The 16,765-nt window shown below is 67.5% G+C and carries 19 protein-coding genes; 4 read left to right on the top strand and 15 right to left on the bottom strand.

The window, feature by feature from the left end:
* Positions 1-924 precede the first annotated feature (924 nt).
* Positions 925-2,154, bottom strand: coding sequence for a DUF1700 domain-containing protein (locus DMH03_RS15235; protein WP_125792604.1), 1,230 nt, complete (start codon positions 2,152-2,154; stop codon positions 925-927).
* Positions 2,151-2,474 carry a PadR family transcriptional regulator gene (locus tag DMH03_RS15230; protein ID WP_005160429.1) on the bottom strand — a complete coding sequence of 108 codons (324 nt, stop codon included), beginning with the start codon at positions 2,472-2,474 and terminating at the stop codon, positions 2,151-2,153. The genes DMH03_RS15235 and DMH03_RS15230 overlap by 4 nt, the downstream gene beginning before the upstream one ends.
* Before the next feature lie 164 nt (positions 2,475-2,638).
* Here DMH03_RS15230 and DMH03_RS15225 point away from each other — a divergent pair, with 164 nt between their 5' ends.
* From DMH03_RS15225 to DMH03_RS15215, 3 genes are read left to right on the top strand one after another with little or no spacing between them, the layout of a single operon-like run.
* Positions 2,639-3,016 (top strand): GntR family transcriptional regulator, encoded by a 378-nt coding sequence (locus DMH03_RS15225; protein WP_125792603.1) that lies wholly within the window; start codon positions 2,639-2,641, stop codon positions 3,014-3,016.
* On the top strand, positions 3,013-3,906 hold the full coding sequence (locus DMH03_RS15220; RefSeq protein ID WP_125792602.1) for an ABC transporter ATP-binding protein: 894 nt from the start codon (positions 3,013-3,015) through the stop codon (positions 3,904-3,906). Before DMH03_RS15225 ends, DMH03_RS15220 begins: the two co-directional genes overlap by 4 nt.
* Entirely contained in the window at positions 3,903-4,592 is a 690-nt protein-coding gene (locus tag DMH03_RS15215; RefSeq protein ID WP_125792601.1) for an ABC transporter permease, read from the top strand. Before DMH03_RS15220 ends, DMH03_RS15215 begins: the two co-directional genes overlap by 4 nt.
* Before the next feature lie 30 nt (positions 4,593-4,622).
* On the opposite strand, the gene DMH03_RS15210 is transcribed toward DMH03_RS15215, so the two are convergent.
* The 13 genes from DMH03_RS15210 to rsmD form a co-directional block, all read right to left on the bottom strand.
* The gene (locus DMH03_RS15210) at positions 4,623-5,807 is read right to left on the bottom strand and encodes an MAB_1171c family putative transporter (protein ID WP_125792600.1); all 1,185 of its coding nucleotides are present in this window, start codon (positions 5,805-5,807) and stop codon (positions 4,623-4,625) included.
* Positions 5,804-6,367: a hypothetical protein gene (locus DMH03_RS15205; RefSeq protein WP_125792599.1), complete on the bottom strand. Its 564-nt coding sequence runs from the start codon at positions 6,365-6,367 to the stop codon at positions 5,804-5,806. Before DMH03_RS15205 ends, DMH03_RS15210 begins: the two co-directional genes overlap by 4 nt.
* Positions 6,368-6,808 carry a helix-turn-helix domain-containing protein gene (locus DMH03_RS15200; protein WP_125792598.1) on the bottom strand — a complete coding sequence of 147 codons (441 nt, stop codon included), beginning with the start codon at positions 6,806-6,808 and terminating at the stop codon, positions 6,368-6,370.
* 67 nt (positions 6,809-6,875) lie between these two features.
* Entirely contained in the window at positions 6,876-7,736 is an 861-nt protein-coding gene (gene mutM / locus DMH03_RS15195; RefSeq protein ID WP_125792597.1) for a bifunctional DNA-formamidopyrimidine glycosylase/DNA-(apurinic or apyrimidinic site) lyase, read from the bottom strand.
* A gap of 80 nt (positions 7,737-7,816) precedes the next feature.
* Positions 7,817-8,563 carry a ribonuclease III gene (gene rnc, locus DMH03_RS15190; RefSeq protein ID WP_199748877.1) on the bottom strand — a complete coding sequence of 249 codons (747 nt, stop codon included), beginning with the start codon at positions 8,561-8,563 and terminating at the stop codon, positions 7,817-7,819.
* Between the two features lie 15 nt (positions 8,564-8,578).
* Positions 8,579-8,761, bottom strand: coding sequence for a 50S ribosomal protein L32 (rpmF, locus tag DMH03_RS15185; protein WP_005160412.1), 183 nt, complete (start codon positions 8,759-8,761; stop codon positions 8,579-8,581).
* Positions 8,762-8,833: 72 nt separating this feature from the next.
* Positions 8,834-9,451 (bottom strand): DUF177 domain-containing protein, encoded by a 618-nt coding sequence (locus tag DMH03_RS15180; protein ID WP_125792596.1) that lies wholly within the window; start codon positions 9,449-9,451, stop codon positions 8,834-8,836.
* 740 nt (positions 9,452-10,191) lie between these two features.
* Positions 10,192-10,917 carry a DivIVA domain-containing protein gene (locus tag DMH03_RS15175; RefSeq protein ID WP_125792595.1) on the bottom strand — a complete coding sequence of 242 codons (726 nt, stop codon included), beginning with the start codon at positions 10,915-10,917 and terminating at the stop codon, positions 10,192-10,194.
* Positions 10,918-11,043: 126 nt separating this feature from the next.
* On the bottom strand, positions 11,044-11,811 hold the full coding sequence (locus DMH03_RS15170) for a hypothetical protein (RefSeq protein ID WP_125792594.1): 768 nt from the start codon (positions 11,809-11,811) through the stop codon (positions 11,044-11,046).
* On the bottom strand, positions 11,811-12,326 hold the full coding sequence (locus DMH03_RS15165) for an RNA polymerase sigma factor (protein WP_125792593.1): 516 nt from the start codon (positions 12,324-12,326) through the stop codon (positions 11,811-11,813). The genes DMH03_RS15170 and DMH03_RS15165 overlap by 1 nt, the downstream gene beginning before the upstream one ends.
* A gap of 67 nt (positions 12,327-12,393) precedes the next feature.
* Entirely contained in the window at positions 12,394-13,086 is a 693-nt protein-coding gene (locus DMH03_RS15160) for a ribonuclease domain-containing protein (RefSeq protein WP_125792592.1), read from the bottom strand.
* A 99-nt stretch (positions 13,087-13,185) separates the two neighbouring features.
* Positions 13,186-13,668 carry a pantetheine-phosphate adenylyltransferase gene (gene coaD, locus DMH03_RS15155; RefSeq protein ID WP_125792591.1) on the bottom strand — a complete coding sequence of 161 codons (483 nt, stop codon included), beginning with the start codon at positions 13,666-13,668 and terminating at the stop codon, positions 13,186-13,188.
* Positions 13,669-13,721: 53 nt separating this feature from the next.
* Positions 13,722-14,276 carry a 16S rRNA (guanine(966)-N(2))-methyltransferase RsmD gene (gene rsmD, locus DMH03_RS15150; protein WP_199748876.1) on the bottom strand — a complete coding sequence of 185 codons (555 nt, stop codon included), beginning with the start codon at positions 14,274-14,276 and terminating at the stop codon, positions 13,722-13,724.
* A 122-nt stretch (positions 14,277-14,398) separates the two neighbouring features.
* Between rsmD and DMH03_RS15145 the strand changes: the two genes are divergently transcribed.
* Positions 14,399-16,513, top strand: coding sequence for an AAA family ATPase (locus DMH03_RS15145; RefSeq protein WP_125792590.1), 2,115 nt, complete (start codon positions 14,399-14,401; stop codon positions 16,511-16,513).
* Positions 16,514-16,765: the final 252 nt, after the last annotated feature.

The raw sequence follows: 16,765 nt of genomic DNA, 5'->3' as shown, positions 1-16,765 counted from the left end.
CGGCTACTCGTCTCCGTCAACGCGTTGCCCCGGAGGTTACGTCTCCCTGGACGATCCTCGCATCCGCATTTCGTCCTCTGGATGCGGTGGTTCGTAGTCCCAACCACCGGCGTTCGCGGTTCCGAACTGGCCAACAGGGGCCAGCCGCGTCCGGAGTGTCCACAAGGGACACTCGCTGGCGGGTAAATGTCCGCTTGATGGCTAGATGTGCGGGTTCGCTTGGGGGTCGTGAGTGGCAAGTGGGGGTTCTATTGAGAGGTAAGGCAAATATGGCGTAGCTGGGCACCGATGAAGGGCTTCTTCGATGATTTCAAGGTAGGCAGGAGGCTTCCGTGGCGTAGCTCTGGACTGACCACAGGAGCCGGCCGCGTCTTGAGTATCCACAGGGGACACTGTCGAGCGGTGAAATGTCCGGTTGATGCCTGCATGCACGGTCTCACGTGGGGGTCGTGAGTGGTAATGAGCGTTCTAACGCTCATTACCACTCACGACCCCCACGCGAAATCACGCAAATACCCTAAACCGGGCATCCGCGCCCCGAAAAGCGTCCTTTGTGGATAGTCAAGGAGTGTCGCGGGCTCACTCAGGAGTCGCTGCCGCCGTCCAACCAGGCCCGAAGGCGTCCTTCACCGCATCAGACGCAGCGAAGGGAGCCTTCGCCCCACCCCTGACCTCGCCCGGGAACGCGACACGTTTGCCTTACGGGTCAATAACCCTCATCGCCACTCACGACCCCCGCGCAAAGCCGTGCGAATCGCCCACGTCGGGCACCGCCATCTCGACTGGTGTCCATTAAGGACAAGGGGAAGGCGTCGGATCGCGGGATTCGCTCGCGGCCGTTGGGCTCCCGACGTTGCCTTACCCTCCCGATCACCCACGAAACCGGGTGGAGGCGCCCCCGACGGCCGCCTCCACCCGGACCACCTAGCGCGTCGGCGGCGCCACCGAGGTGGACGACGGCGGGGCGGCCTGAGAAGTCGGCGGCACCGGCGCCCCCTTCGGGATCGCCGCACTGAACGGGATGTCGGTCCGTTCCTGGCAGTAGCCGCGGGAACCGTTGTAGCCGTCCAGGTTTCCGTCGTTGTCCTGGACGCCTCGTTCGAGCCGCGGCCGCGGGTAGCGGTTGTCGTCACCGACCTTCCGCTTCTCGCCCGTGCTCCTCTCGCAGGCGTACCGCGTGGTGCTGAGCGGACGGCCGTTCTCGTCGTAGAGGTAGATCTCGGTCAGCGGCTTGCCTTCGGCGTCGAACGCGTAGATGTTCTCCACGTCCTGGCTGCCGTACATCAACTGCGGGTTGCCGTAGTTGTCGCTGTAGTTCGGCGTGTAGCCGCTGTTGTAGGAGCCGTTGCCGTAGGACCGTTTCGCGATCAGGTCGACCGCCGCGCCCGCGCCGCCGAGCATGCTGCCGACGACGAACGCCGAGATCGGCACGGCCAGCCACAGCAGCCGCCGGTCGGCCTTCAGCTTCGGGCCCGCCCACACCACGGCGACGGCCGCCAGCAGCATCAGCGGCAGCAGCAAAACGGCCTCGGTGTCGCGGACAACGAGCAGCAGGCCGAACACGACCAGCACCGCCGCGCACAGTATCCACCACGCCGGCTTGAGCGTGCGGAAGTAGTTCAGTCCCTTGCTGTTCCGGTCTTTCTGGAACGAGGCCGCGATCTCGCGGAGTTTGCCCACCTCGGGCAGTTCCGCGATCGGGGCGACGCCCTTGCGGACCACGTAGGCGACGCTGATCGCGAACACGGGGGCGACGAAGAGCAGGCCCACCAACGGTTCCACCCGGACCCACACCGCGGCGGCGAAGCCGAACAGCGCGAAGCCGCCGACGGAGAACACCAGGCCCCAGAACGCGAACCGCGCTCCGCCGATCCCGGTCTTCACCTTCAGCACGGTGGTCTTGTCACCCGCATCGGCCGGACGCGGCGGATAGCCGCCCGAAGCCCGCAGTTCGGCGGCGTAGCTCTCGGGGCTGCCCAGCCGCTCGATCAAGGCGTCGACCTTGGGGTTCTCCCCCAGTTCCGCCTCCATCTCGGCGAGATGGGGCCGGACGTCTTCGAGGATCTCCTCGACTTCGCTCTCGGGAAGGTCGGCGAGCGCGCTCCTGACCCTCGCCAGATACACCCGCACGGCGGTCGGATTCTGCGTGCTCATGCTGCCTCTCCCAACAGGCTGTTCATTGTCGTGGCGAAAGTCCGCCAGGTCTGCCCCGACTCTTCGAGGCGCTGGCGACCCGGTTCGTTGAGGCTGTAGTACTTGCGGTGCGGGCCTTCTTCACTCGGCACCACGTACGACGTCAGCAGGCCTGCCTTGTACAGCCGCCGAAGCGTTCCGTACACCGAAGCGTCGCCCACTTCCTGCAACCCCGCGACGCGAAGTCTTCGGAGCACGTCATAGCCGTAGCCGTCCTCTCCGCGAAGTACCGCGAGAACGGCGAGGTCCAGCACGCCTTTAAGTAGCTGACTGATCTCCACAGTCGCGTCCCTCCCAGTCTTACGCAACAGAAGGTACCACGCATTGCGCAGTAGTGTGCACGGCGGAACCCGCTTGCGTCGGACGGGTGGTTCATGGGTTACTTACTCCAGTAATGAACCACTGCACCCGGCACGGGTGCACGAAGACTGGGAACGGAGGTGTCGTGCTCGACGAAGGAACACCCCTGTTCGTGCAGATCGCCGAACAGATCGCCGACGACATCGCCGAGGGAAGCCTGGCCGAGGGGGAACGCGTGCCGTCAACCAACGAACTCGCCGCCTTCTACCGGATCAATCCGGCGACGGCGGCCAAGGGGATCAACGTGCTCGCCGATGACGGACTGCTCGAAAAGCGGCGCGGTATCGGCATGTTCGTCGCCGGCGGCGCACGGCAGAAGCTGCTCACCGACCGCCGGCAACGGTTCGCCGAGCAGTACCTCGACCCGATGCTCATCGAAGCGCGACGCCTCGGCATCGACGACGAAACCCTGATCTCGCTCATCCGCGGGAACGGACACCGGACCGGAGGACCCGCCGCATGACGCCGACCATCTCGACCACCGGCCTGACCCGGCGCTACGGCGACCACCTCGCACTCGGCGATGTCTCGGTCGACATCGAAGAAGGCAAGATCACCGGCCTGCTCGGCCGCAACGGCGCGGGCAAGAGCACCTTCCTGCGCATCGTCACCGCGCAGGAGTTCGCCAGCACGGGCTCGGTCCGCGTGTTCGGCGAGAACCCGGTGGAGAACGAACGGGTGCTTCAGCGCCTGGTGCTCGTCCGCGAAGACCAGCAGTTCCCGGACTTCAAGGTCCGGCACGCCCTTTCGGCGGCGTCGTGGTTCTACCCGAACTGGGACGCGGAACTGGCCGACACGCTGCTCCGCGACTTCGACCTGCCGACGAAGCGCCCGATCAAGAAGCTCTCGCGAGGAATGCGCTCGGCGCTGTCGATCACGATCGGACTGGCGGCACGGGCGGAGCTCACGCTGCTCGACGAGCCGTACGCGGGCCTCGACGCCGTCGCGCGCCAACTGTTCTACGACCGGTTGCTCGACGACTATTCGACTCATCCGCGCACGGTCCTGCTCTCCACACACCTGATCGACGAGGTGGCGGATCTGCTGGAGCACGTGGTGATGATCGACAAGGGCCGCGTCGTGCTCGACGCGCCCGCCGACGAACTGCGCGGCTCGGCCGCCACGGTCAGCGGACCCGCCACGGCGGTGGAATCCTTCGTCGCCGGCCGCCGCGTGCTGCACCGGCGCAAGATCGGTTCGCGGGCTTCGGTCACCGTCGTCGACGCGCTCGACGCCGCCGCGAAGGCGCGGGCACAGGCCCTGCACCTGAAGCTCGAACCGCTTTCCCTGCAGCAGTTGATGGTGCACACCTCCAACACCGGACAGACGACAGCGGAGGAGGCGTCCGCATGAACACCCTGGTCAAAGTCGCGCGCTACCACCTGGTGGACCGGCTCCAGTTCCTGATCCTGCCGGTCGGCGTCACGTTCTTCGCGTTCCTGGTGAATCTCACCATCTTCTCGGTGATTCCCGAGACGCCCGAGGAGAACTACTCCGGCGGCCTGTTCACGCTGTACGTCTTCATGTTCGTCTGCGGTGCCTTGAGCATGACGAAGTCGCTGCCGTTCGGGCTCGCGCTCGGCGTGTCGAGGCGGTCGTACTACCTGGGCACGATCCTCCTGGTGGCCGGGCTTTCCGCGCTGTACGCGGTGGGGATCGTCGTGTTCCAGGCGATCGAGGAAGCGACTGGAGGCTGGGGGCTCGGCCTCAACTACTTCCGGGTGCCCTGGCTGCTCGACGGCTCCTGGTATCTGACCCTGCTCACGTCGTTCGTCTTCCTGGCGCTGATGTTCGTCTATGGCATGTGGTACGGCCTGATCTACCGGCGTGCCGCGGTACTGGGCGTGGTCGTGTTCGGTGCCGCGCAGGTCCTGGTGCTGGTGGGCGGGGTGCTGCTGCTCAGCTGGACCGATTCCTGGCCGAAACTCGGCACGTTCTTCAGCACGCTGACCGTCGGCGGCGTGACCGGGGTGCTCGCCCTGCTGGTCTGCGTCGCGGGGGCCGGCGGTTTCGCCACGATGCGCCGCGTCACCGTCTGACAGTCAGTCCGTCACCGCGATCGTTTCGGCTTAAGCAGCAAGCGTTCCGCGGGCTCGGTCGCGGATGCGTCCGACCACAGTGGACCGTCGCCAGGCGCGCGTGACCTCCACCAGCCACGCCGCTTCGGTGGCGATGTCCGGCTCGTCGAGGTAGGTCGCCGGAACGTCGTCGGGGGCGTACCGGCGACCCGCCTCGGAGGCGACCAGCGCGGCGGCCAAGGCCGCGGCCTCGATCGTCGCGGGGACCCGGGATTCGGGGATCTTCGCCTTGCGTGCTTCGGCTTCCGCGACCGGCGGCACGTCCGGATCGAAGTAGGGACGCAGCGCGAGATGGCCGTCCCGGATCTCGATCACCCTGCGGTACAAGGCGAACTCGACGCCGCCCGGCATTCCGGGACCCGGGTCCAGCGCGATTCCCGGGACGGCTTCGCGCATCGCGGTCCACAACGGCTCGATCCGGCGATACGTCCGGTACGTGCCGATCAGGCGGAACGGGGTGGCCAGCGCGGGCCCCCACACGCTGAGCGTCGCGCCCGCCCCGGCGAGCCCGACGCTAAGCGCCGCAAGGATCGACGAGACGGTTTCCTCACCGGCGTTGACCTCGCCGGTGGTGGCGAGGATGTAGATGTCGTCGACGTCCCAGAAGGTCCAGCCCAGCGCGGCGACCCCGCCGCCGACGAGCAACCACAGCCCGGTGCGAAGCGGGCCCGGATCGGCATGGCGCGCGAAGCGGGCGAAGACGATCGAGAAGGTCAGCAGGCTGATCAGACCGTAGACGAGGAAAAGGACGTTGTACGCGACGAACCAGCCGAGCCTGCCCGGCCCGGCGGCGGTGTGCTCGCCGACGCGGTAACTGTCGGAGAGGAAGAAGAGCACGATCTCGGCGGCCACGACGATCCAGGACAGCAGCGCGTGCCAGCCGATCCGCTTGCCCTCCCCCAGTTTCAGCGAATGCGCGAACGCGACCGCGAAGGCCATCGCGCCGATCTTGAGCAGATCGGCCCCCAGATTCAGCAGGCTTCCGATGGGTTCCTCGACGCCGACGGCGTTTTCCATGGCCGGGGTGAGCAGCATGATGCCGCCCGCGATGCACATCCCGAACGCGCTGAGGAACCACATCCGCCGCAGCGGCTGGGTGTGCCGGGCCTGGATCAGCTTGTACCCGAAGCCCGCGAAGGCCACCACGCAGCAGAAGTACGCGATGGTCTCGGTCACGGCCGGCGCCGTTTCCGGCTGCCGAAGAGGTTGTCGACCCTGGCCATCCCGCCGGCGAGATCGCTCCCGCTCTCGTCGAGACGCGCCGCTCCGCGCGCCGTCGTCCGTGCGACGCGTTGCGCGAGCAGACTGGCGAGCAATTCGGCCTCCTGCTCCTCGACGGCGCTGTAACTCGTACGGCCGAGGACACGGCGGACGAGTTCTGGCGACAGGTTCGGCATGAGGGTCTTGCTGGCGGCGGCGTCGAGCGCGATCCCGTCGGCGCCGACGTCCGAACCGGTGTGGCCGCACAACAGGTGGCCGACCTCGTGCAGGAGGATATGCCGCCGGTGCAGGGCGGTGGTGTTGGTCGGATAAAGAATGTAGTCCGCGCGCTCGGTGCTCATCAGCAGCCCGCACGGGCCACTGGAAGGGACGCTGACCTGCATCAACTCGATCGGACGGCCACGTTCGGCGGCCAGTTCGGCGGTGAAGGCCTCGGCGTCGAAGGGTTCGGGAAGAGCGACGCCGTCGGCGAGACCCCGGCAGCGGCGCCACAGCTCTTTACGGCGGCGGTCCACTCACGTCTCCTTCTTCGTGCCGCCCCGTCCGGATTCCCTGCGGGCGATCGCGTCGATCATGTCGCTGATGGTGTCGAGTCCATCGGGGGAAAGTGTTACGGCCCGCAGCGCGACATCCCGGACACCGGCGTCGCGGAGGGCGCCGAGCAGCGCGAGCTCCTCGGCGATCTTGGCGGTCTGCTCGTCGTCGAAGAAGTACGCCGGCGAGACACCGAAGAATTGGGCGAGCGCCTCGAGGTGGCGTTTCGTGGGATTGTCGCGGCGACCTGTGCGCAACTGCCACAGGTACGTCGTCGAGAAGCTCTCACCGGTGGCTTCCCGGCACGCCTTGGCGACCTCTTCGTGGCTGTACGGCTCACGATCGGGTCTCAGCACGATCTGGAACAGCTTGTCGATCTTCTCGGCGAGCGTCGTCTTGCCGGGCTCGGTCGCGGCCACCATCCCACTCCCTCAATGTCGTGCCCGTTCATGCTAGTTGACGCGACACCCGCGCCGTACACGACAGTTTTCACCTCAAGCGAGGACGCGGCTGGCATCGGGGGCACGAAAAGGACGAGCGGTTCATGAAGGGATCACGCCGGATCGCGGTTCCGCACCGGCCACACGGCAGGCCTTCCTGGCCATAGGCGTCGAGCGACCGGTCGAAATACCCGGACTCGCCGTTGATGTTGACGTACAACGCGTCGAACGACGTCCCGCCCGCGACGAGCGCGGCGTCCATGACCTCGCCGGCGGCGGTGAGGACCGTCCGGCCCTGTGCCGCGGTGAGCTTTTCGGTGGGCCGGGCCCAGTGGAGTTTGGATCGCCAGAGGGCTTCGTCGGCGTAGATGTTGCCGATACCGGAGACGAGGGTCTGGTCGAGCAGGGCGCGTTTGATCTCCGTCCGCCTCGACCGCAGCGCGCGGACGGCCTGGTCGAGGTCGAAGCGCGGGTCCATCGGGTCGCGGGCGATATGTGCGATGGTGGACGGCAACGCAGTCCCGTCGACCTCGGTGAGTTCCGCGAGCGCGAGACCACCGAAAGTCCGCTGATCGACGAAGCGCAGCTCGGGCCCGTTGTCAGCGAAGCGGAATCGCACGCGAAGGTGCTTCTCGTCAGGCGCTTCTTCGGGCTGGACCAGCATCTGGCCGCTCATGCCGAGGTGCGCGAGCATGGCCTGGCCGTCGGAAAGCTCCAGCCACAGGTACTTGCCGCGACGGCGGGCGGCGGTGATCTTGGTGCCGGAAAGGCGTCCGGTGAAATCCTCGGCGCCGAGTTCGTGACGGCGAATCGCGCGGGCGTGGAGGACTTCGACCTCGGTGATCGTCCGGCCGGAGGCATGCGCCTCGAGCCCGGCTCGGACCACCTCGACCTCGGGGAGTTCGGGCATGACGTCGATTCTCCCACCGGCCCTCGTGAGTGGTAATGACGGCCAGAACCGTTATTACCACTCACGAGGGAGTGCGGGACTCAGGTGGTCTTCGGCGGCTGTTCGACGTCGAGTTCGGCCGAAAGCTGTCGCCAGGCCGTCTCGGCGGCCTTCTGCTCGGCTTCCTTCTTGGTCGTTCCCGAGCCGTAGCCGAGTTCACGCCCGCCGACGAGAACGGTCGCGGTGAACTCCTTGCGGTGATCGGGACCGGTGTCCTCGACCTTGTACTCGGGCACGCCGAGCCCGGCCGACGCGGTCAGCTCCTGGAGGCTGGTCTTCCAGTCCAGTCCGGCGCCACGCAGCGGCGCTTCGGCGAGCAGACCGTCGAACAGGTGATGCACGAGCTTGCGCGCGATGTCGATACCGTGCTGCTGGTACGCGGCGCCGATGACGGCTTCGAGACCGTCGGCGAGGATGCTCGCCTTGTCCCGGCCGCCGGTGAGCTCCTCGCCCTTGCCCAGCAACAGGTGCTTGCCGAGCCCACCTTCGCCGAGGCCGCGCGCGACCCTGGCCAGCGCGTGCATGTTGACCACGCTGGCACGAAGCTTCGCGAGCTGACCTTCGGCCAGGTCGGGATGGGTGTTGTAGAGGTGGTCGGTGACGACCAGACCCAGCACCGCGTCCCCGAGGAATTCCAGGCGCTCGTTCGGTGGCAACCCACCGTTCTCATACGCATAAGAACGGTGGGTCAACGACAACGTCAGCAGCTCGGGTTCGATCGTGATCCCGAGTGCTTCGAGCAGTGGTGCGGTGTCCACGGGTGGTCCACCGGCCGACTTGCCCCCCATGTCGTCAGCTGCCGATCAGGCGGGCTCGACGACCTGGCGACCGTTGTGCTGGCCGCAGGCCGGGCACGCGATGTGCTGGAGCTTCGGCTGCTTGCAGGCGCGGTTGGAGCAGGGCACCAGCTGAACCGGAGCCGCCTTCCACTGGCTGCGGCGCGCGCGGGTGTTGGATCGCGACATCTTCCGCTTCGGGACGGCCACGAGTAGATCTCCTTCAGACGGTCTGCCCGCGGTCGCGAGCGAACTTGCTTCTCCGGAACGAGCTGGTGCTCGTCAGGCTTGCTTTCCGGGGCCATCAGCCTGGTCATCGGCCGTTTCGTCGCCGAAACGCCTCACCAGCGTGGCCCACCGAGGGTCTATCTTCTCATGCCCGTGCCCGGGCTCGAGATCGGCCCACTTGACACCGCATTCGATGCACAGTCCCCGGCAGTCCTCGGTGCACAGCGGGGCCAGCGGCAGAGCCAGCACCACCGCGTCCCGGACCGTCGGCTCGAGGTCGATCCGGTCGTCCACCAGGCGAGGGATCTCGTCCTCGTCGGTGGTCTCCTCGGTCGCGGAGCCGGGGTAGGCGAAGAGCTCGGTCAGGTCGACCTCGACGTCTTCCGTGATCGGGTCGAGGCACCGCGAGCAGTGCCCCGTCGCGACGGCGGACGCCGTACCGCTGACGAGCACACCCTCGACGACGGATTCGAGCATCAGGTCGAGTTCCAGGCTGGAGCCGGCGTCGATGGTGATGACGTCGGGCACACCGAGCGCGGTCTCGACGGGAATGGTGCGTTGGACGGCCTTGCTCAGGCCGGCGTGACGGCCGAGTTCACGGGTGTCGAGCACCCACGGGTTCCGGCCGTCCAGTTGCGCAGGCCTGGCCTGCGGCGACTTGTTCTCAGACATCGGTGACCAGGGTACGCAGTCCCCGCCACTTCTTTACGGGCACGTCCGTGAAGGCCCCCTTGAGGGACCCAGAGTCCGTGAAGGCCTCCTTACCTACCCTCAAGGCAGTGAAGGAGGCCCTCACTACCTCCGTTGCCGAACGGACCAGCCGGCTTGGGCCTGGTCAGGCTCGGCCGCTCGCGAAATCAGGGGCTGACCTGCGAAGTGATAGCAAAGGTCCCTTGCTCTCCCTGCTCCCGGGAGCAACCGTGAAGTACATGAAGGCCCCCTTCCGGCAACGTCGAGATCTGCAGGTCAGGCGACTATTCCTGCACCGTCGCGGGGCCGCATGTGCCGGTAGTGGAGCTTGATCAAGGGCGAGCCGAGGTGGGGCAAGCCTGATTCTGGACGCCGTCGGACTTCAGTGTCCACAAGGGACACCGCCGAGCGTTTGAGTGTCTGATTGATGCCGCTATGTGCGGTTCTGCGGGGGGGTCGTGAGTGGCAATGAGGGTTAGAGCAACAAAAATCACTCACGACCCCCTCGCAAAACCGCGCAAGTCGCCCAAACCGGGCACCTTTATCTCGAAAAGTGTCCCTTATGGACAGTCAAGAGCCGCGTGAGGCTCCTTGCCGGGGAGCCCGCTCCTGTCGACACGTTCGCCTTGTCCCGCCATGACGGCGGGCCGACCAGCGGTTATACGACTTTGCCGGGACCCTGCGCCTAGCGCGGTGAAGAGGGCCTTCATGTACTTGAGGGATTAAGACTGGTAGTCGTACAGCGACGTCCGGCTGTTGCCCGGCAGGTTGACCGGGGACCGCAGGTGGTTGCGCCCGGAGTCGACCGTCCGCAGCGTGGTCGCCAGCAGTTCGGAGAACTCGGCCAGCTTGCCGTCGACGTAGGCGTCGCAGTCGCTGCGCTGCTTGTCGGCCTCGACGTGCGCTTCGTCGACGATGCGGGCCGCCTCGCCGTGCGCGGCCTGGACGACCTCGGTCTGGGCGACGAGCCGGGCCTGTTCGGCGCGGCCGTCCTCGATGGCGCGCTCGTAGGCGTCGCGGCCGGCCTGGATCATCCGCTCCGACTCCGCGCGGGAGCGGTCGGTGAGGCTCTGGAATTCGGCCTGTCCGGCGGCGACCATGCGCTCGGCCTCGCCGTGCGCGTCGCTCATCATCTGCTCGGCGCGGGCGCGGGCGTCGGCGAGGATGCGCTCGGCCTCGGCCTGGGCGTCGGCGACCGTGCGGTCGGCCTCGGTGTTCGCCGTCGAGACGGTCTCCGCCGCTTCGGTGCGGGCGGTCTGGATCAGCTGGTCGCGCTTGTCGAGGACGTCCTGCGCGTCGTCGACTTCACCCGGGAGGGCGTCGCGGATGTCGTCGAGCAACTCGAGGGTGTCCCCGCGTGGCACGACGCAACTGGAGGTCATCGGCACGCCGCGGGCTTCCTCCACGATGGTGACGAGCTCGTCGAGCGCCTCGAAAACCCGGTACACGGCCCACTCCCTACCTGCTGCTACAGCGATCCCCACATTCCCTGAGATCAGTTTGCCCTCATCGCCGCCGTAAGGGGTGAAAGCGCGCGGTACCGGGCGTGTCCCCGCCGGTACCGCGCGCCATGATCACCGGAACGTGAAGGCCGGGTCGGTGACGAGCTTGACCAGCTGTTCGTCGGTCAGCGAGGGTCCGGAGTCCGAGGAGCCGACGTCACCGAGGTCTCCGACGTTGACCGATCCGCCGTCCGGCTGCCAGGCGATCGCCTGACGGCCGATGACCTTGCCGGTCGAAAAGCCTTGACCGGTCACCACCGGCTCGCCCACCTGGTCCGGGTTCTTGGGCGTGGTCTCGGAAATCGCCACCGGTATCCCCGACGGCGTGACCAGCTCTTCACACCTCATCGGCTTCCGGTCGGGCCCGATGGCGTCGCCCCGCCGACCCGGGTCGCAGTAGCCCTGGCGGGGATAGCCCTCCTTCGTGGTCACCGGACCGCTGATGGTGAGGTTGAGCTGCCGTTTGATCCCGGTGGCGTCGGTGTACTCGATCTCCGAGGTCATCAGGTCCCAGTCGTTCACCTGGACGAAATCCCGGACGGAGATGTCCTGCGCGCCGACCAGGATGCCCGGCAGCACGTCCTTCAGGTGCCGGAGATCGCGTGCCTTCTGCTCGGCCCGGCTCGGGGGCGCCGCCGGTGCCACCTCCACCGTCCTCTCCCTTGGTGCCACGAACGCCACCGCGGCCGCGATCACCGCCAGCGTCACGGCCCCCGTCCCCGCGACCGCCCGCCGGTTTCGCACCTTTTTCGCCGCCGTCCCGGCGACTTCGTCCGGGTCGAAGCCGAGCGGCGGCTCGGCCAGTTCGATCCCGCGCAGCCTGTTTTCGAGTTCGTCCATCACGCGCTCCTCCCGGAGACAGCCTCGTCGTGCTGTCTCTGCAGGGCCGCGCGGAGGGCGTCGAGCCCTCGCGCGGCCTGGCTCCTGACCGTCCCTTCCGAACAGCGCAGCGCGACGGCGACCTCCGCGACCGGGAGATCGGCGCAGTAGCGCAGCACGACGGCGGCGCGCTGTTTCGGCGGAACTTCGGCGAGGGCGTGAAGCAGCGAATCCGAGACCCCGGTATCGGCCGGGATGGCAGGCTCTTCGGGGACGACGCCGTCGCGGTTCTCTCTGCTCCGCCAAGGTCGTCGCCGCTCGTCGAGCCAGCAGCGCATCAGGATCTGCCTCGTGTAGTTGTCGACGGGCCCTTTCCGGCGGACCTTCGGCCAGACCCGGTAGAGCTTGATGAGCGCGGTTTGGACCAGATCCTCCGCGAGATGCCAGTCGCCGCAGAGCAGATACGCCGTCCGCCTGAGCGGTAGCGCCTTGTCCCTGGCGAACTCCCTGAAGCTCGCATCGTCCCCAGACCGCATCGTGCCTCCTCGTCCGTGTTCCGGTGTATCTCACGGACGAGGAGGCACGAAATGTTGCATGAGCGGATCAGCCGTTGAGGTTCACCAGCTTGAAGGTCGCGTAACGGTCCGGGGTGTAGATGATCTCGCCACCCTTGCCGGAGATCACGCGGTCGCTCGTGCCCACCGGGAACAGCTGGTAGTAACCGGCGGCGCACGACGGCAGCACGGCTTCGCGGTTCTCGTAGACCGTGCCGGTCGCGCCGCCGCGGGCCTTGTCCACCACGGACTTCGCCGCGGAGGACAGCGTCGAGTAGCCGACCTTCGTCAGCTTCGAGGTGTCACCGCACTTCGGAGCGGGCGTGCCGTCGGCGTCGATCACGGAGAAGGTCTTGTAGTGGTCGGCGGTGTAGAAGTGCTCGCCGGCGTTACCGGTGACGATGCGGCGCGCACCGCGATCGGGCGAGCCCGGCGTCGGGACCGTGTACTCGCGGTAGTAGCCCGAAGCGCACTTCGGGAGGATGTTCTCGCGGTTGGAGAAGACCGTGCCGTCCTTGTCCGGGTACGGGAACGGGCCACCCTTCTGGATGAGGTTGTAGGTCGTCGTCGCCTCGGCGGGCAGCGACGAGAGCGACACGTGCTTGAACCCGGTGAGATCCCCGCACGGGTTCTGCTGGATCGAGACGGGGGCGGCCGTGGCCTGCGCGGCACTCAGCCCGCCGAAGAACGTGACAAGCAGAACGAGCAGCGCGGCGGCGATCCGCGATCGTTTGTTGGTCATTTTCGGACCGTAACCCGATCGTGTATTCACCAGAAGGCGCCGAGATGAACTCTTCACCGCCGTTCACCGTTGACCGACCAACGGCTTCGGCCGTTCGGGTCAACCTCGTTCGGAGTGCTTCTCCATGAGGCGTTTGAACACTATCGGCGGGACGAGGTGCTCGATGTCGCCCCCGAGCGCGGAGACCTCTTTGACCAGCGAGCTCGACACGAACCCGTACGCCGGGTTGTTCGCCATCAGCAGGGTTTCGAGCCCGGTCAGCTCACGGTTCATCTGCGCCATCTGGAGCTCGTAGTCGAAGTCGCTGACCGAACGCAGCCCCTTCGCGACCGCGATGATGTCGTTCTCGCGGCAGTAGTCGACCAGGAGGCCTTGCCACGAGTCGACGCGCACGTTCGGCAGCTTCGCGGTGATCTCGCGCAGCATGTCCATCCGCTCCTCGGTGGTGAACAGGCCTTTCTTGCTCTTGTTCACCCCCACCGCGACGACGACCTCGTCGAACAGCTTGGCCGCCCGCTCGATGATGTCGAGATGTCCATTGGTGGCCGGGTCGTAGGACCCGGGACAGACCGCACGCCGCATGCGCGGACGCTACCAAGGAGAAGGGACCCCTGCGCGTTCATCAGTGCGCCGTCTCACACCTGATACTCCGCCCAGTAGAGCGCGGTGTCGCCGTAGCGCTTCGTGCGCATCGGTTCGAAGCCGGGCGGCCAGTCCGGTTCGCCGTCCCGCGCGGCCCGTTCGATCACCACCAGCGCCCCGTCCACGACCCACCGGCCCGCCGCGAGCGCGGCCATGACCTCCCCCAGGCGGGTGGAATCGACAGCGTACGGCGGATCCGCGAGGACGATGTCGAACGTTTCCGGCGCCGGAGCGGCGACGACGGACTCGACGGTCCCGGCCCGGACCGTGCCGCCGAGCCCCAGCGTGGCGACGTTCCCCTTGAGCACTTCGACCGCGCGCCGGTCGTGTTCGACGAACAGCGCGCCCGACGCGCCGCGGGACAACGCCTCCAGCCCGAGCGCGCCCGAACCGGCGTAAAGGTCGAGGACCTGGGCCCCCTGCAGCTCGCTGGCGACCTCCAGCGCGTTGAACAGCGCCTCGCGCACGCGTTCCGACGTCGGCCGCGTGCCCTTCGGAGGGACCTTCAACCGCCTGCCGCCCGCGGTCCCCGCCACGATCCTGGTCATTGGAGCATCGTGCCTCAACGCCTTCGGCCGTGACGTTGGCCGGGACTTGGTGAAGCCGCCGCCCAGCTCGCGTAGAGTCGTCCTTCGCCCTCGGAGGCGATAGAAGCGTTTAGGAGCGTTGCGTGTCCGAACCTCGGGTCAGACGGGCCGAGATCGCCATCGAGCAAGCCCATGTGGACACGGTCTACACCCGGCTCGCCGAATTGCGAGCCCAGGCTGAGGCCATGCGTACCAAGGGCTATGAAATCGGCCATGGCGCCGGGCGGGAAGCGATCTTCGAGCAGGCGTCGATGCTGTTCGAACGGGACATGATGGTGTATCACGCCAATCAGACCCTGCAGACCCTCGACGCGGAGTACGAAGGCCTGGTCTTCGGCAGGCTCGACCATCTCGACAACGACCACATCTACGTCGGCCGTCTCGGCATCCGCGACGCCGAGTTCGACAACCTCGTCACCGACTGGCGCGCGCCCGCGGCGGCGGCGTTCTACCAGGCGACGGCCGAGGAGCCGATGGACGTCGTCCGGCGCCGGGTGATCCGGTGCTCCGGCCAGAACGTGCTCGACGTCGACGACGACGTCCTGATCGCCGACGCGGTCCCCGAGAACATGCAGATCGTCGGCGAAGGCGCGCTGATGGCCGCGCTCGGGCGCTCGCGCGGCGAGAAGATGCGGGACATCGTCGCCACCATCCAGAAGGAGCAGGACGAGGTCATCCGGGCGCCGTGGCGCGGGGTCACGGAGATCACCGGCGGCCCCGGCACCGGCAAGACCGCGGTCGCGCTGCACCGCGCGGCGTACCTGCTCTACCGCCACCGCCGCCAGCTCGGCGGCGCGGGCGTGCTGGTGATCGGCCCGTCCGGGGTGTTCACCAGCTACATCTCGCGGGTGCTGCCGTCGATGGGTGAGACGAACGTCGAGCTGCGCGCGCTCGGCGAGGTCCTCGACGGCCTCGAAGCCACCCGTCAGGATCCGGCGCCGCTGGCGGCGATCAAGGGATCGCTGCGGATGCGCAAGATCCTGCTGCGCGCGCTGCGGGACACGCCGGAGGATGCGCCCGAGGACATGAAGATGGTCTACCGCGGCGAGGTGCTGCGGCTGAACGCGCGCGAACTCGACAAGGTGCGCCGCAAGGTGCACACCGCGGGCGGGCCGCCGAACCGGTCACGGATCCGCGCCGCCGAACTGCTGCTCGACGCGCTCGCCGCGAAGGCCGACCAGCACGCGAAGGACGACGGCCGTCAGATCGACAAGGCCGAGCTGATCAGCGAACTCGGCGAGCGCATCGAGTTCCACCGGTTCCTGGTGGTCTGGTGGCCGGTCCTGTACCCGGCGCAGATCCTGCGGTGGCTCGGCGTGGAGAAGCGGCTCGCCGCCGCGGCGAAGGGCCTGCTCAACCGCAACGAGATCAGCCTGCTCGCGGCCGACTTCGCCGACCGTTCGCGCGGCTGGACCATCGCCGACGTCGCACTGCTCGACGAGCTGCGCGTCCTGATCGGCGAGCCGCCGAAGCGGCGCAAGGGCAGGCAGACCATCGAGGTCAACCCGGAACGCGGCGGCGCCCCGACCCGGCCCCAGCACTACGACGAGTACTCGCACGTGGTCGTCGACGAGTCGCAGGACCTCTCGCCGATGCAGTGGCGGATGGTCGGGCGGCGCGGGAAGTACGCGAGCTGGACCGTGGTCGGCGACCCGGTTCAGAGTTCGTGGCCGGATCCGGCCGAGGCCGCGATGGCGCGTGACCAGGCCTTCGGGCTCAAGACGACGCGGCGCCGGTTCACCCTGCGCACCAACTACCGGAACTCGGCGGAGATCTTCGACCTGGCCGCGAAGGTCGTCGCCGGGCACGCCGAGGCCGACGAGCTCCCGCGCGCGGTGCGGCAGACCGGCATCACGCCGGAGGTCCGGCCGGTCGAGGCCGCCGGGCTGGAGGCGGCGACGCAGGCCGCGGTGAAGGAGCTGATGGGGGCCGTCGAGGGCACCGTCGGCGTGATCACCGCCATGGACCGGGTGCCCGAGGTCGAAGGCTGGCTCGCCGAACTTTCGGACGAGCGGCTCAAGGTCGTCGGCAGCCTCGACTCCAAGGGCCTCGAATACGACGCCGTCGTCCTGGTGGAGCCCAACGACCTCATCACGGAGTCGACCACCGGACGCCGCGTGCTGTACGTCGCGCTGACCCGCGCGACCCAGCAGCTGACCGTCCTGGCCTCGAACCCGGACTGGATCCCGGCCGCCTGACCCCCTACGCGTTTAGTCCTCTGGATGCGGTAGTTGCGTGTGCAAGTACCGCATCCAGAGGACTAAACGCGTGCGTCACAAAAAGCTGAAGGGCTCCTTCAGGACACTGGTGAATGCCCTGAAGGAGCCCTTCAGACCCCCGGTGAGTGAACGATGTGGGGACGCATCGCACGTCCAGGGGTATTTCTAGCGCCTCTTCGTTGTTCGGTGTCACGGCCGTTCCACCGAACAACAACGCCGAACAACGAATCG

The organism is Amycolatopsis sp. WAC 01376 (assembly GCF_003947415.1).
Lineage (GTDB): Bacteria > Actinomycetota > Actinomycetes > Mycobacteriales > Pseudonocardiaceae > Amycolatopsis.
Note: the sequence above shows the minus strand (reverse complement) of the source record. Positions and strands in the feature narration are given on the sequence as shown.